At 58.7% G+C, this 12,559-nt stretch carries 11 protein-coding genes; 3 read left to right on the forward strand and 8 right to left on the reverse strand.

Features of this window, described 5'->3' with window-relative positions:
- Positions 1–2: 2 nt before the first annotated feature.
- Positions 3–554: a hypothetical protein gene (locus tag ACS5NO_RS12760; RefSeq protein WP_439415504.1), complete on the reverse strand. Its 552-nt coding sequence runs from the start codon at positions 552–554 to the stop codon at positions 3–5.
- On the opposite strand from ACS5NO_RS12760, the gene ACS5NO_RS12765 reads away from it, so the two are divergent.
- Positions 553–708, forward strand: a complete 156-nt coding sequence (locus ACS5NO_RS12765; RefSeq protein ID WP_439415505.1) for a hypothetical protein — start codon at positions 553–555, stop codon at positions 706–708. The genes ACS5NO_RS12760 and ACS5NO_RS12765 overlap by 2 nt on opposite strands.
- Here the strand turns inward: ACS5NO_RS12765 and ACS5NO_RS12770 are convergent.
- The 5 genes from ACS5NO_RS12770 to ACS5NO_RS12790 all read right to left on the reverse strand — a co-directional run bounded on the left by ACS5NO_RS12770 (position 705) and on the right by ACS5NO_RS12790 (position 8,138).
- A complete protein-coding gene (locus ACS5NO_RS12770; RefSeq protein WP_439415506.1) occupies positions 705–1,193 on the reverse strand; it encodes a hypothetical protein in 489 nt (162 codons plus the stop codon). The genes ACS5NO_RS12765 and ACS5NO_RS12770 overlap by 4 nt on opposite strands.
- Before the next feature lie 102 nt (positions 1,194–1,295).
- Positions 1,296–2,864, reverse strand: a complete 1,569-nt coding sequence (locus tag ACS5NO_RS12775; RefSeq protein ID WP_439415507.1) for a hypothetical protein — start codon at positions 2,862–2,864, stop codon at positions 1,296–1,298.
- A gap of 21 nt (positions 2,865–2,885) precedes the next feature.
- Positions 2,886–6,638, reverse strand: coding sequence for a hypothetical protein (locus ACS5NO_RS12780; protein ID WP_439415508.1), 3,753 nt, complete (start codon positions 6,636–6,638; stop codon positions 2,886–2,888).
- A 24-nt stretch (positions 6,639–6,662) separates the two neighbouring features.
- Positions 6,663–7,253 carry a hypothetical protein gene (locus ACS5NO_RS12785; protein WP_439415509.1) on the reverse strand — a complete coding sequence of 197 codons (591 nt, stop codon included), beginning with the start codon at positions 7,251–7,253 and terminating at the stop codon, positions 6,663–6,665.
- Between the two features lie 90 nt (positions 7,254–7,343).
- Positions 7,344–8,138 (reverse strand): DNA adenine methylase, encoded by a 795-nt coding sequence (locus ACS5NO_RS12790; RefSeq protein WP_439415510.1) that lies wholly within the window; start codon positions 8,136–8,138, stop codon positions 7,344–7,346.
- A 131-nt stretch (positions 8,139–8,269) separates the two neighbouring features.
- Here ACS5NO_RS12790 and ACS5NO_RS12795 point away from each other — a divergent pair, with 131 nt between their 5' ends.
- Together ACS5NO_RS12795 and ACS5NO_RS12800 are read left to right on the forward strand one after the other, a co-directional pair.
- Positions 8,270–8,515, forward strand: coding sequence for a hypothetical protein (locus tag ACS5NO_RS12795; protein ID WP_439415511.1), 246 nt, complete (start codon positions 8,270–8,272; stop codon positions 8,513–8,515).
- The gene (locus ACS5NO_RS12800) at positions 8,512–8,823 is read left to right on the forward strand and encodes a hypothetical protein (protein ID WP_439415512.1); all 312 of its coding nucleotides are present in this window, start codon (positions 8,512–8,514) and stop codon (positions 8,821–8,823) included. Before ACS5NO_RS12795 ends, ACS5NO_RS12800 begins: the two co-directional genes overlap by 4 nt.
- Here ACS5NO_RS12800 and ACS5NO_RS12805 read toward each other — a convergent pair.
- Positions 8,774–10,180, reverse strand: a complete 1,407-nt coding sequence (locus tag ACS5NO_RS12805; protein ID WP_439415513.1) for a hypothetical protein — start codon at positions 10,178–10,180, stop codon at positions 8,774–8,776. The two genes, ACS5NO_RS12800 and ACS5NO_RS12805, sit on opposite strands and share 50 nt — an antisense overlap.
- Entirely contained in the window at positions 10,177–12,210 is a 2,034-nt protein-coding gene (locus ACS5NO_RS12810) for a DUF5977 domain-containing protein (protein ID WP_439415514.1), read from the reverse strand. Before ACS5NO_RS12810 ends, ACS5NO_RS12805 begins: the two co-directional genes overlap by 4 nt.
- Positions 12,211–12,559 lie beyond the last annotated feature (349 nt).

Consider the following 12,559-nt stretch of genomic DNA (forward strand, 5'->3'; position numbering starts at 1 on the left):
AATTAAGAATTGAAAGAAAGATCAAACGAATAATCAAAGTCGACCACCGGAAACAACGTGGCCAGATCGGTGGTGGCCAGCCGCCAGGCCGGGTGCCAGTTTTTGCCGCTGAGTTGCAGATTGATCAGCGCCGTTTCCGATTGCTGGCGGCCGATGGTCAGCCGCAGGCCATTGCCCGCGTCGCCCGCCACCCAGCCCTGGCCATTGTAATCCAGCCAGAAAACCACCCAGCGCACCGCCTGGTGGTCGGTCAGGTAGCGGTCGAGTTCGGCGGGGGGGCGGGGCAGGCTGAGTTGCAGGCTGGGCAGATACATCGTTCCGGCGCGGTCGCTCTGAGTGGGCTCGGCAAAGGTCGCCGTCCGGCTGGGGGGCTGTAGGCGGGTCACCACCGCACCTACCCGGGCCAGCAGACCCGCCGGGCTAACGGTCATGCTTACACGCTCCGGTTCCATTACGGCCAGCACGTCCGGTTCCCGCAGCAGCCACAGGGTGCGTACATAGCCCGCGTTGGGCTGCATTCGGTCGACGCCAAAATGTTGGGGGCTAACGGTCATGGGTCAAAAATACGCCCCGGAAACCGTCGCCAAAAGGACGAAAAAACGCACCTGTTTTAACGCCAAAAACCGCCCCAGCGTGCTGCTAAGGCGGTTTTTGCCCGGACTTTTTACGCACCAGCCGGACTTACTGGTCCAGAGCCGGACTTTCTAGGCCAGAGCCGGACTTTTTAGGTGAAAATTTTCCCGGATTTTGCGGTTTTTCTGATCGTTTCGGGCCAGATAGTCGCGGTAAATCTTCCGGATCGTCTCGAAATCGACATCTTCGTCGTCAATGCCGTAGCGACCCAGGAAGTCCCGGATGAACGGGCTGTAGCTGGTGCCCGCCAGTTCGTGCACCTTTCGGACCTCGCAGATCAGCGACCGGCGGAAGATTTCGTCGAGCTGGCGGACCAGCGCTTTCTTTTTGTTGGGCGAAATGTTGTAGGATTTCTCCCGGCAGTAGTACCGGAAGGTGACCGTGCAGCCGGTGGGCGTGGCTTCGACCTGGGTGAACGGAATGGGGCGCGACACTAGGTGAATCAACTGGCCGACCTCGCTCCATTTTTCCACGTGCACAATCCCGTCCTGGGCGTTGAATTCGCCTTCCAGGAATTTTTTCAGGTATTTGGGTACGGACAACGTAATGCGTTTTAGCATGGGTATTGTAAAGGGGGTTGAAAAGACTACGCTGAATCCGGGAGGGTAGGAGAAGGGTGGTCAAATATACCCCTTCCCCCCGGCAAAACAAAACCCCGGGGCTCAGCCGCCCAGGGTCGAAATGGCACCGATCAGGGTCTCCAGTCGCCCGGCCTGGTTGGTCGCCCAGATGGCCCCTTCCACACCGTGGGTGGCGTTGCGGGCCTGGTGCACGGCTCCTTCGACGGCGTTGATGCTACCCTTCAGGCCGCGCACTTCCACCGACAGCGTGTCGAGCGATCGGGTGGTGCGGTCGGCCGATGCCTTCAGGGCCGCTTCGGTCTGGCCACCCAGGGCCGACAGGCTCTTCTGAGTCCCCTGGCTGAGCTGATCCAGTCCGCCGGTCACGTCGACGCCCAGCGCGTCCAGGGCGGTCGTGACATCCTGGCTCAGCGCATCCAGCGACCGGACGGTGGCTTTCTCCAGGCTCGTCAGCGTCAACTGGCTGGCCAGACTCGCCAGCCGGATCGTCTGCACGGTTTTATCGCCAGTCTGCTCCAGCACCCGCTCCAGGGCGTCGAAGTCGTTTTTCGACTGATTCCGCAAACTGGCAAAACCGGTGCTGTTGGTCAGCCGCAGCAGCGCCAGTTCCCGGGCGTTCTGTTTTTCCAGTTCGTCGATGGCTTTCATCAGGTTCTGCCCCAGGCTGCTCAGGCCCAGGGTCTGGCTCAGCCGACTCAAAGCCAGGGCGTTGATCGTCTGGGTGCCCTGCTCGGTAATCGCGGTTTTCAGGCCCGTTTCCAACTGGGTCAGTCCCAGCGCCAGCCCGGTGGCCAGCCGCTCGATGTCGTTGTTTTGCTGCCGGGCCGTCTGCGCGATGGCCAGCACCAGCTCGTCGCTGAGCCGCCCCATGGCCGTGGTGAGCGTCGCCGTGGCCTGCATCCGCGCCAGCCGGTCCATCATCGAGGTCGACGAAAGGGTTTGCTTCAGGCCCGATTCCAGGGACTGAAAAGCCGTCGCCTGGTTGGTGACCAGCAACTGCACGCCGTCTTTGATGGCCGTCAGCAACTGGAGCTGCTCCTTGCCCTGGGCTTCGGCGCGTTCGCTGGCCGCCCGGGCCTCGGCTTCGTTGAAGCTCTGTCCGCCGTCCGAGCTGCCTTCCGACTCCGAAAAACCGCCGTCTTCGTACCGGCGCGGGGTGGTGCGGCCCACCACGCCCCCGTACACATACATCGGCTGTTTCCAGCGCCGGGGAGCCAGTAGCCCCCCGTCCCGAAAGCCCAGTGGCTCCGGGTCGCGCCCGACCGGGTCGCGCAAGACAGGGTCGCGGTCGATGGGAGCCACCGGTTGGTTTCGCCGTCCGGGGGTGCGGGCGTTGGCAAACATGCGCCGGATCAGCGGCAGGTTGGCCTGGGTTTGTTCGCGGCTGATGATGGCCTCCCCGCCCTCCATTTCGCCCTGTTCCCGCCCCGTTTCCCGCTCGATGATCGCCAGGCCACCGGTTCCGTAGGTGGAGCCGTGCCGTCCACCCTGGGGAATGAAACCGCCCTTGTCGAACGACGGCGGGCTCTGCCGTTTGATCATCGCAATCTGTACGCCGGTGGCCACCGCCGTGGCGGCCGCGAAGGCAATGTTGACCGGAAAAAAGCCCGATGCCAGGGCCTTCACCGCAGCCAGGGCTCCGGCAATCACCGCGCTGGCAATATCCGCTTTCTACTGGGCCTTCCAGGCTTTCTCCTTGGCCGCCCGCTCCGTGTCGGCGGCTTTTTTGTTTTCGGCCTCGATCGAGCGGTTCAACTCCTTCTGGTTCTGCACCCGGGCCTGTTTTTCGGCCTCCACCTTCTTGAGTTTTTCCCGCTTCTCCTTCTCGGCTTCCTCGATCTTTTTGTCGGCTTCCTCCCTGGCCAGCCGAATCTTTTCTTTCTGGTCTTCCCTGGCCTTGGCCAGAATCTCTTTGGCCGCTTTTTCATCTCCCTTCTGCACGGCCTCGATCGCTTTCAGCTCGGCGTCCTGGGTGTCTTTGGCCAGTTCGGCTTTCAGTTTGGCGGTTTCTTCGGCCTGCTGCTGCTGATTCTGGGCGGTTTTTTTAGCCTGGTCAATTTTCTCCTGGGCCTCGTCCTGGGCCATTTTCTTCTCGGCCTCGAACTTCGCTTTGGCTTCGGTCAGCAACTGCGTCCGCGTAGCCTGGTCGATGTCCTTGCGTTTATTGATGGCCGCAATCTCGGCGTCGCGGGCTGCTTCGGCCGCATCGATCTTTTGATCCTTCTCGTTGGTAGCCGACCGGATGGTTTCCTTTTCGGCCTGCTGGGCAGCCGCTATACTTTCTTTGGCTTCCCGCTGAGCGGCTTCGATAGCATCGGCGGCCGTTTCCTGGGCTGCCTGGGTTTTGCCCGTCGCGTTCTCCTTATAGCCCGCCAGTTGCTGCTCCAGCTTCTGTTTTTCCTGGCTGCTCGACAGCTCCCGGTACTGTTGCTCCAGGGCCGCAATCGTTTGCTGGGAACTGGATTTGATCGCCTGAATCTGGTCGTTGGATTGCTGGGTAATTCGCTGTTTTTCGGCTTCGGCGGCATCCTGGGCGACTTTCTCGGTGGCCAGTTGATCGTTGAGCAGCCGTACCTTTTCGTCCCGTTCCCGTTTGGCTTCGGCGATGGCTTTTTCGGCCTTCTTTTGTTCGAGCTGGTTCAAAAAATTCACAGCCGCCGTCGCCATCTGGGCCACGGCTTCATACTGGGCCATGTTCTCCGCCAGCCGCTTCTGCCAGGCTTCCTTTTCGCCCTGCACCATTTTGTCCAGGTGGCCCACAAACGCGTTCAGGTCTCCCTTCAGCAGCGCACTGAAGGCGTTGCCCGCTTCGGTCCAGACCGCGTTTTTCTTCTCCTTCAGTTCTTTCTCGATCTTCAGGATTTCGTCCGCGTTTTTGGCCGTGGCCAGTTTGCGCTCCAGGTCGTAGCGACTGCGGATCGCGGTTTGGGCGGCTTCGGCCTGCTCGGTGGTGGTGGCATCGCGGGCGGCTTTGGCCAGTTCGGCGGCTTCCTCGGCGTCGAGCCGGTCTTTGGTGAGCTGGAGCTGTTTGTCGGCCCGCTCTTTGTGGATGGTGGCCAGTTTGTCGGCGTTGCCCCGGGCCATCAGTTCCCGCCAGTCGAACAGGGCGTTTTCGGCCTGCTGCTGCTGGGCGATGATCATTTTCTCGACCTCCAGTCGGCGTTTTTCTTCTTCCTCGGCTTTCTTCCGGCGCTTTTCGGTGTAGTCGGCGTGAACCCGCGTCAGATCGGCTTCCAGTTCCACGTTCAGGGCCTTGAGCTGGGCGTCCTTGAGTTTCTCACTCGCCAGGCTGCGCATGATCTCCTCGGCCCGCTGATCGCGTTTGACCATGATTTTGGTCATCTCCCGCATTTCCTCGTCCTTGATGGAGGCAATGTGGGTGTCGGCTTCAATTTTCGCCAGCTCGTTCAGCGCCTTTTCGTTGGCTTTTTTGACCTCCTCCAGGTGCTGCTCATGGTCTTTTTCTTCCTTTTTGCGGGCGTTTTCGGCTTCTTTTTCCCGCTCCTTGATGGCTTTTTTCTGCTCGTCGGTCAGGCCCCCCTGGAATTTTTTGCCCTGGTCTTTTCCGGCAAACTCGGCAGCAACGCCCCCATTCGGGTCTTTCCAGGTATCGATGATCTGCTTTACGCCCAGTTTGGTATTCTCCTGCATGGAGCTTAGTGCAGCCGCGCCAAACTTTTTAGTTTCGTCCCAGGCTTTTTTTGCCCCTTCTACATTCCCCTGCGACAACTGCCAGGCCGCTTGTGCCAGGCTGTAGAGCATTTGACCCGTGTTGGTGAAAGTCTCGACCAGGCCGATTGCGAAGCTTTTAGCAACCAATAACACCGTACCAATGGCCTTCCCAAGCACACTCAAAATCGGGATCGAATAGCCGATTAACTCCAGAATAACGATAAAAATCGGACGCAGGCCCGTTCCCAGTTCCACTTTTAGGGCATCGAAGGAGTCCCCCAGGTTGCTGGATTTCCCGTTGAGCGTATCCATCATCTTGGCATTCTGTCCGCCCACGCCATCCATTTTTCCCAAGGCCGTCATAACCCCCAGCGTCGCGTCTTCCTGGTTTTTAAAGGTGTTGACCACCTTGCCCGTCGCTTTGTCCAGAACATCAAAGCCATTGCCGGTATTTTTAATCACCAGTTGGGCGTCTTTGAACTTGAAAGAGACTTCTTCGCCCGCTTTTGAAGCCCGCGTACCGAATTCTTTCAGCCGTTCAAATTCCCCCGTGGCCGCATCCAGTAGCCCTTCGACCAATTGATCAAAGGTTTTGCCCTGGGAGGCTGCCAGATCGGTTAGCGCCACCATTTCGGTTTTACTGGGTCGGATGCCCCGGTTGACCAGTTTGACGTAGCCGTCGGTCAATTCGTCGACGGAGAAAGCCGTCTGGGCTCCCAACTCTTTGAGAGCGGCAACGGATTCCCTGGCCATTTTGACATTTCCGCCGAAGGCCGTAGTCAGGACCTTCTCATATTTTTCAAATTTGGCAGTCGTCTCGAAAATGGACTTGCCGATATCGACGATGTAGCCGATGATCTGTAACGCGAACAGAGCTTTGAAAGCTGTGGAGACGGTATTGACGCCACTGGCAATCTTCTGCCAGATCGTGGGTTTAGCCAGTTCCTCCGATTCTTTCTGGACCCCTTTCACCTGTTTCTGCACCCCCTCAAAATCCTTCTCGGTTTGTTGCAGGTTTTTGCTGGCCTTGATGAAATCCTCGGTGCCGGGCTTGAGTTTTTTCAACTCCGCATTCAGCAGCTTCACTTTCGTCTCCAGTTGGCCGTAGGTCAGGTCGCTGTTTTTGGCTTCGATGAGCTGTTTGTGCAGTGCCTGGGTGGCCTCGTTCACGGCGTCCTTGACGTCGTCGTAGGCGCGTTGGGTGGTGGCCAGTTGGCGGGCGGTGGTGATGAATTCCTTGCTGGCGGGCGACAGCGTGTCGAGTTTGGTTTTGAGCTGCTCGACCTTGGTTTTCAATTCCCCGAACGTCAGGGCCGAATCGGCTACATCGGTCAAGTCTTTGGCCGCCTGCTTGCTGGCGGTGCTCACGCCTTTGGCCGACGTGGTGACCTGTTCCAGGTAGGTGCGGGCCGTTTGGAGTTTGGCCGATGCGGCCACGAACTCATCGGTGCCGGGCTTGAGCGTTTTCAAATCCCGGGCCAGTTGCTTGACGTGGTTTTCCAACTGCCCGTAACTCAGGGTCGTAATGTCCACTTCCTTGCGCAGGGCTTCACTCGCCTTGCGCGTAGTGTCGAGCTCGTCCTTTACCGCCCGCCACTCTTCGGATTTTTTACCGGGACCGGTTTTTTCGATCTCTTTGAGCGTTTTGAGCAGCTCTTTACTCCGGTCGTCCAGCGCCTTCATTTCGGTGTTGAACTGGCCGGTCTGGGCTTTGAGGGTGAGGGTTGCTTCCTCGTTGAGATTCAGTGCCATTGTGGGTGGTCCGCCATTGCGGGGTCAGTTAAAGTCGACGGCGAGTTTCATTCCCCGGATAGCCGTCTGCCCGGCAGACTCGAGCAGATCGCGGAACAGGTAGGGCAACACGTCGGCCAGCAGCGGATCGGAATAAATGCCCCGGTAGCCGCGCTTCACGTTGGGGTAGCGCCGGAAGTGCATCTTCAGGCCCCAGGCAATGCGTTCGATGGCGGCTGTCTCGGCGGCTGGCCACACGCCCGGGGGGTAGCCCGGCACCTGGCGATAAAAACCGCGTCCCTCTTTTGCGATGGTGTTTTCCACCATCCGGACCATGGCCGACAGGGGCGGGGTGCGCGAATAATTCATCGATTGCAAGTCCCTGATGCGGGCGACGGGCGATAGGCTCAGCCTGGCCGCGACGTACCCTTCCGCTTCGGTAGCGGCATAGGTGCGAAACGAGCCCAGCATTTCGCCGGTCAGGTTCAATCCAGCCGCCTGGGCGCGTTGTTTGAAGAGTTCTTCGGTCTTTTTGATGTAGCCGTTTAGAATGACTGCCGCGTCGCGGTTGGTGGTGAGCCAGGTGGCCCGCGCATCCCCGCGCAGGCCCGCTGAAGTTCCGGGGGAATCTGCCATGCTACGAAAATCCGCAGGCAGTCTCCCGGAAAGAAGGACATAAAAAAAAGCCCGGAATTTCCGGGCTTTCGGGTTTTTGATCGGGTACGATCAGTAATTCCAGGTCAGGCATTCGACTTTCGTTTTTGGGGTCGACCGGGTGCCGTCGACGGCCAGCAGTTTGGTGTGTTCTTCGCTTTTCCAGCCCCATTTCTCCCGGTAAGTCAGCAAATCCGTTTCTGGGTAGGAGCTGAGTAAAAACTTCCCTTTCAGGCCCGCGCAGGCATCGAGCAGCCGGACAAAATCCGCCCGGGTATACCCTTTGTACATGCCCTGGTCGCTGGAAACATAGGGCGGATCGAGGTAGAAAAACGTCTCGGGTGTGTCGTAGGCTTTGATCACCTTCAGCACGTCGTAACTTTCGATCGTGACCCGTTTCAACCGCTCCTGGTAGGCGTCGGTGAGCAGCTTCTTTTTATTGAAGATTTTCAGGGCGCACTTGCCCTTCCGATCGTAGCCGAAACCGGCCCCGATCTCGCTACTGAAACTCATGTTGGCCTGCACCCAAACCGCCCAGGCCATCCGGAGCAGATCCGGAATTTCGTCCGCCCCGGCCTTATACTCCGCATCCGTCTGGCGGTGCTGCTCCCGGCTGTGAAAGGTTTCGTCGATCAGCGTCTGCAACTCATCCAGATCGTATTTGAGCACTTTATAGAACGAAATGAGCCGGTTGCTAATGTCGTTGACCACTTCGGCCGGGCTGGGTGGTTTGGCCCAGAACAGTGCCCCACCCCCGAAAAAGGGCTCGACGTAGGTGTAGTGTTCCGGTACTTTGGGCAGCAGGTGGGGCAGCATGAGCTGCTTGCCGCCGTAGTAGGTAAGGGGCGTTTTTAAAAGAGCTTTCATGGGACGTTGAGTAAATCTATCCCAAAACTCTTGCGAACCCGGTTGCCGGGAAAGGACAATTATTTGTCCCTGATTTTTGTAAATTGCCACCATTCCCCGCCAGCCAGCGGGTTACCAACAGGCTTAAATACATGATTACAGAAGCACAAATTTTCCGTCAGGGCATGGCTCTGGCCCGGTCGACGTTTGCCCAACTGGATGGGCGCAGTACCAAATGGAAATCGCGCAACGTGCCGATTTACATTCGTCAACAACTGTGGCGACCTTTTTACCTCACCGAGAACCAGGGTGAGTCGGAACTGTACATCATCCGGCCGCCCGACGTTCAGCATGACAACAAAGTTCATTTTGAGCGCTGGGAGCCACCCAGCCCATGAGAGAACGCTATCAATTGGAAAACAATGAAGCCGCTCCCCAGGAAGGAGCGGCTTTTATTTTGGATCGAAAAACCGGGCTGCGAGTGAAAGTCCTGCATTTTCGCACCTTACTACAGATGGATAGTTACGAACCAACTGGCTTTGCCATGCCCGTACGGCATCTCCCGATTTTATTGGAAGCACTTCCGTCAAATTTGCAGGAAAAAGAGTTAATCCGGATTGTAGTTCGAATGGTCGACTGGTATTACTATACTGAAATTAACCCGCCACCAGCAGACAATCCGCCGGTTTCCGGATCGGCAGGCTGACGGTCACGCTGAGCACGAAATAGTCCGTTCCATTGATGTGAACTTTCTGGTCCCACCGCAGACTTGCCAGGTCCGTCTCGTTAAAATCAAGGGCCTGTTTGATATAAAACTGTTCTGCCCGCATAGACTCCAATATGGACCAGTTTCGGTCGACCAGGCCATTTGTCCCGTTCCAGAACAGCGTTATGAAACCACTGTCACTGATGGGGCTGGCCGATGGTACCCCACCAATGACCCCATTCCAGAATAACAATCGGGGCGCAAACGCCTGGGTAAGTTGGCCAAATTGCTCCGTGATCCCGGGCTGGGCGGCTTTCGCCGTGCCGGTGGTGCTGTCCACCAGTAGCGTCGAAAACTTGCTTTTCAGGCTGGCCAGGCCCCCTTCCCCCGGGCTCAGGTAGTCGGCCAACTCGGCGGGCTTGTCCTTCATCAGCCCGTCCCCGCCGTCGAGCTCATAGCTCAGTTGCAGCCGGGTGTTAAGCTCCGGCGTTTTCACCGGTGGCCCCACCGCTTTCCGACTCCAGTCCCGGCTGGCCGGTTGGTTAAGGCAGGGGTCCCAGAAGCCAATCCGCAGACGCCGGGCCACCGTATTGAATTCCAGTTGCAGGTTCAGCAGCCTGCGCAGTTCAAGGAAGAATTCGGCCACCGTCAGACCCGGCACATGCTGATTCACCACCACGGTCGTGCGGCCATCCAGTGCCCGGGTGTTGTAGAGCACCAGGTCGGCATAGGGCGGAGACTCCATAAAAACCGGTCCATAAATGTCGACCCCCGTCGCCAGGGCAATGCGCTCCAGCACAGATTTGACGGTCAGCATCGGCACCAGCGGGCGGGCCGGGGTGTTCAGATAGCCCCCGCCCGCGTAGTCGTTCACCTTCCCGGTGTAGCCCACCGCCGGGCCATTGGTGCCGTAGAAATCCGGGTTGACGATGGTGGGAAACACCAGCCCGGCACCGGCCAGGCTGGGCGGAACCACGGACGGCAGCTCCACCGTGCCCAGGTCCAGTTCAGTCAGGGGCCGGTTGGTCCAGTCGCCGAAAAACTCCCCGATCGGCTCCACAGCCTGGCCGGTGTAGCCCGTGGGTCCCGCTTCCGTAAGCAGATACACCGCTTCCCGGATCAACTGGCCGTTGTAATATTGCCCCAGCCGGTGGCGCTGCAAAATCCCGCCAGCCTGGGGCTGATCCCAGTAGCCGAAAATCCGCCGGTTGCGAAGCGTCAGCGGAAACGGGGGCAGGTTGGCCACCATTCCGGCAATCTTGCCGTAATCGAAGTGCGGGTTGGTCAGGTTCAGTTCCAGCGAACTGCCCGCCGACAGGTCGACCGATTGGTCGTCGATGCGAATGTCCAGGCTCATATGAGTTTCAAAAAGAGTTTGTCACCCGATGTTAGGGCGATGGGGCTGCCCTCGTGCATGAGCAAATCGTGGTTTTCAAAACCGTCGCTGTTGAGCGTAAACGCCCGGGTGTAGAGCAGCGTCCCGTTGCGGTACAGCACCACGCTGCGGTTCTGATTCGGCGGGCCGAAAGTAAAAAAGCGCCAGGCCGAATCGCCCACCGGAAAGTTCAGGTCGTTGGAGCGGGCCGGATAAACGAACGTGCCGGTCAAATCCTGGAGAGAGGCCAAGTTGCCCATGTCGGTGCCGCCCCCTCCGGCGTGGTAAATCGCCAGGTTCACCGCATCGCTGAAGCGGATGTGCCACTGGCCCGCCGGAACCGCCCAGGCGTAGGTTTCCGATAGCGAACAACTGCCGAACTGATCAGCATACGCCTGGGTATTGAGGGCCGCAAACTCGGCTTCCGCCCGCTGGTTGGCCTCGCCGGCCGATTCCCCGCCGTACTTTTCCGCCGGAACACTGATCAGTGCTGGACCGCCTTCCTGGCCACCGGGGCAATTGCTGCGTCGGAACGTGCCCGCCCGGCTAATAGCCGCCGAAGGAAACGGTGTTGACCCCACGACGACGCCCGGAATCGGGGTCGGGCTGATGTAATCCGGATCGCCGGGGCTGTTGGCCTTTTCGGTGACGGGTTTGACGTCTTTTTCGTCATCGGGGTAGTATTTCCGCAGGCGGATCGGCACACCCAGGCCGGTGCGTTTGCCGAAACTGTCGAGCACATGGCGGAAGCCCACGCCCCGCCAACCGGTGGGCCGCTGGGGCTGGGCCGTGGCCACTGGCAGCGCACTGAAACTGTGCCGGGGGTTGCTTTTCTGAAACACCAGGGTGGTGGCCCACAAATCGGCCTCGTCGTCGTGGGCCACCCGCTCGGCGGTCACCAGCGTGAGCGGAATGTGGCCTTTTTCGTCGACCAGGTACACCGCCCGGCTCAGCAGCAGTTCCGATAGATACCGGTTCCAGCCTTCCGCGTTCTGCTCAAAATAGCCCGTCGACACCGTCAGCGTGGTGGCGGTTTCGGTGTGCACGATCCGCAGGCTGGAGAAGTCCACCGCCGTTGCCCCAAACTCATCGGTTTCGACGGTGTAGCGGCTGACGGTTTCCTTTTCCTCCAGGCTACCCAGCAGCCGCAGCGAGTCGAAGCCCGACAGGCTGTTTTCGAACAGGATAAACCGTTCGGTGGTCCGCAGCCGCCCATCGATCCGGTAGGTGCGCACCTCGCTGAGCCGCCGGTGGTTTTCGTCCGACAGCCAGAGCTGGTAGCTGACGATATTTCCCGAAAGGCTTTGGGCTGATAGTCCCGCCGGACAACACACCACCTGGTACAGGGCCGCGCCTGTCAGTGTGCCGGTAGTGTGTACTTCGCTGTGGCCATCGGCGTAAACGGCTTTGACCCGGCGCAGGATCTGGGCGGGCAGGGGCGAACTGTTGAGCAGAAAATACAGGTAATCGGGCTGGGTGGCCGCTATGGTTTTGGGATTGGGTTGCCAGGTCAGAAACTGGCGGGTGGTGGCCAGATGCCCGTCGAAAAACCGGTTTTCCCAGCCCGCAAAGTCTTCCGGATTGAGACCACCCCGAAACACCCACTGGCGCTCACCGGTCACTTCGGTGTTGACCGGGGGCGTGCCGCCGGTGACTTTCTCGACCAGCGCGTAGGGCATCGTCAGGGTGGGAATCACGCTCAGCTCCGTCTGGTTGAAGGCCGGTTTCTGGCTCTCCAGAAAACCGTCCAACACCGCATCGATGCGGAAGGGAGCGCCTTCGAACAGGGTGATGCCGCCGGTCTGGCGGGGTGGACGCTCCCGGCCCTGGAGCGTCGTCAGCCCCTCCAATACGCTGCTTTGGGGGTATTCCGGCACCAGCAGGGTGAGCGAATAGCGCAAATCGGTGCGGTCCGCCAGCGTGGTGTCGGCGGCATCGATGAGCACTTCCAGGCGGTTGCGGGAAAAGTGTAAGGGGTAAAACACCCGATCGGTGGCGCGTAAATCAATCATGATTCCTTGCAAGTTAGGCCCGCAAGGTGCCACCAGCCCAGTTGGTCGAAAAGGACGTTAAATAATTAACTTTACATTCTATTATTCACCCAAGAGAAATGTGGGATATTGAACTATACAGACAAGACCGAAAGGATTTGCCTTTCCAAACCTTTCTCGATAAGTATTATGAGAAACCGGACTTAGTAAAGTGGGATAGGTGGATGAACAAATACATCAATCCCGCTTTCAATTCGTTCCAAAGAGACGATTTAGTCAGGTTGTGCAGGACTCAGGGTGGGCCTTTACTTCCCGAATTCGATGTGATGGAAAAAGCCTATCTTGAAATTGGGGCTAGTTCCACGTTTGA

It is taken from the genome of Larkinella fluvii (assembly GCF_051857545.1).
Lineage (GTDB): Bacteria > Bacteroidota > Bacteroidia > Cytophagales > Spirosomataceae > Larkinella.

Bases quoted from the DNA above. Each gene is read 5' to 3' on its own strand.
- ACS5NO_RS12770 (WP_439415506.1), bottom strand. From the start codon at position 1,193: ATGCTAAAACGCATTACGTTGTCCGTACCCAAATACCTGAAAAAATTC.
- ACS5NO_RS12780 (WP_439415508.1), bottom strand. From the start codon at position 6,638: ATGGCACTGAATCTCAACGAGGAAGCAACCCTCACCCTCAAAGCCCAG.
- ACS5NO_RS12810 (WP_439415514.1), bottom strand. From the start codon at position 12,210: ATGATTGATTTACGCGCCACCGATCGGGTGTTTTACCCCTTACACTTT.
- ACS5NO_RS12800 (WP_439415512.1), top strand. From the start codon at position 8,512: ATGAGAGAACGCTATCAATTGGAAAACAATGAAGCCGCTCCCCAGGAA.
- ACS5NO_RS12790 (WP_439415510.1), bottom strand. From the start codon at position 8,138: ATGAAAGCTCTTTTAAAAACGCCCCTTACCTACTACGGCGGCAAGCAG.
- ACS5NO_RS12785 (WP_439415509.1), bottom strand. From the start codon at position 7,253: ATGGCAGATTCCCCCGGAACTTCAGCGGGCCTGCGCGGGGATGCGCGG.
- ACS5NO_RS12765 (WP_439415505.1), top strand. From the start codon at position 553: ATGGGTCAAAAATACGCCCCGGAAACCGTCGCCAAAAGGACGAAAAAA.
- ACS5NO_RS12760 (WP_439415504.1), bottom strand. From the start codon at position 554: ATGACCGTTAGCCCCCAACATTTTGGCGTCGACCGAATGCAGCCCAAC.
- ACS5NO_RS12795 (WP_439415511.1), top strand. From the start codon at position 8,270: ATGATTACAGAAGCACAAATTTTCCGTCAGGGCATGGCTCTGGCCCGG.
- ACS5NO_RS12805 (WP_439415513.1), bottom strand. From the start codon at position 10,180: ATGAGCCTGGACATTCGCATCGACGACCAATCGGTCGACCTGTCGGCG.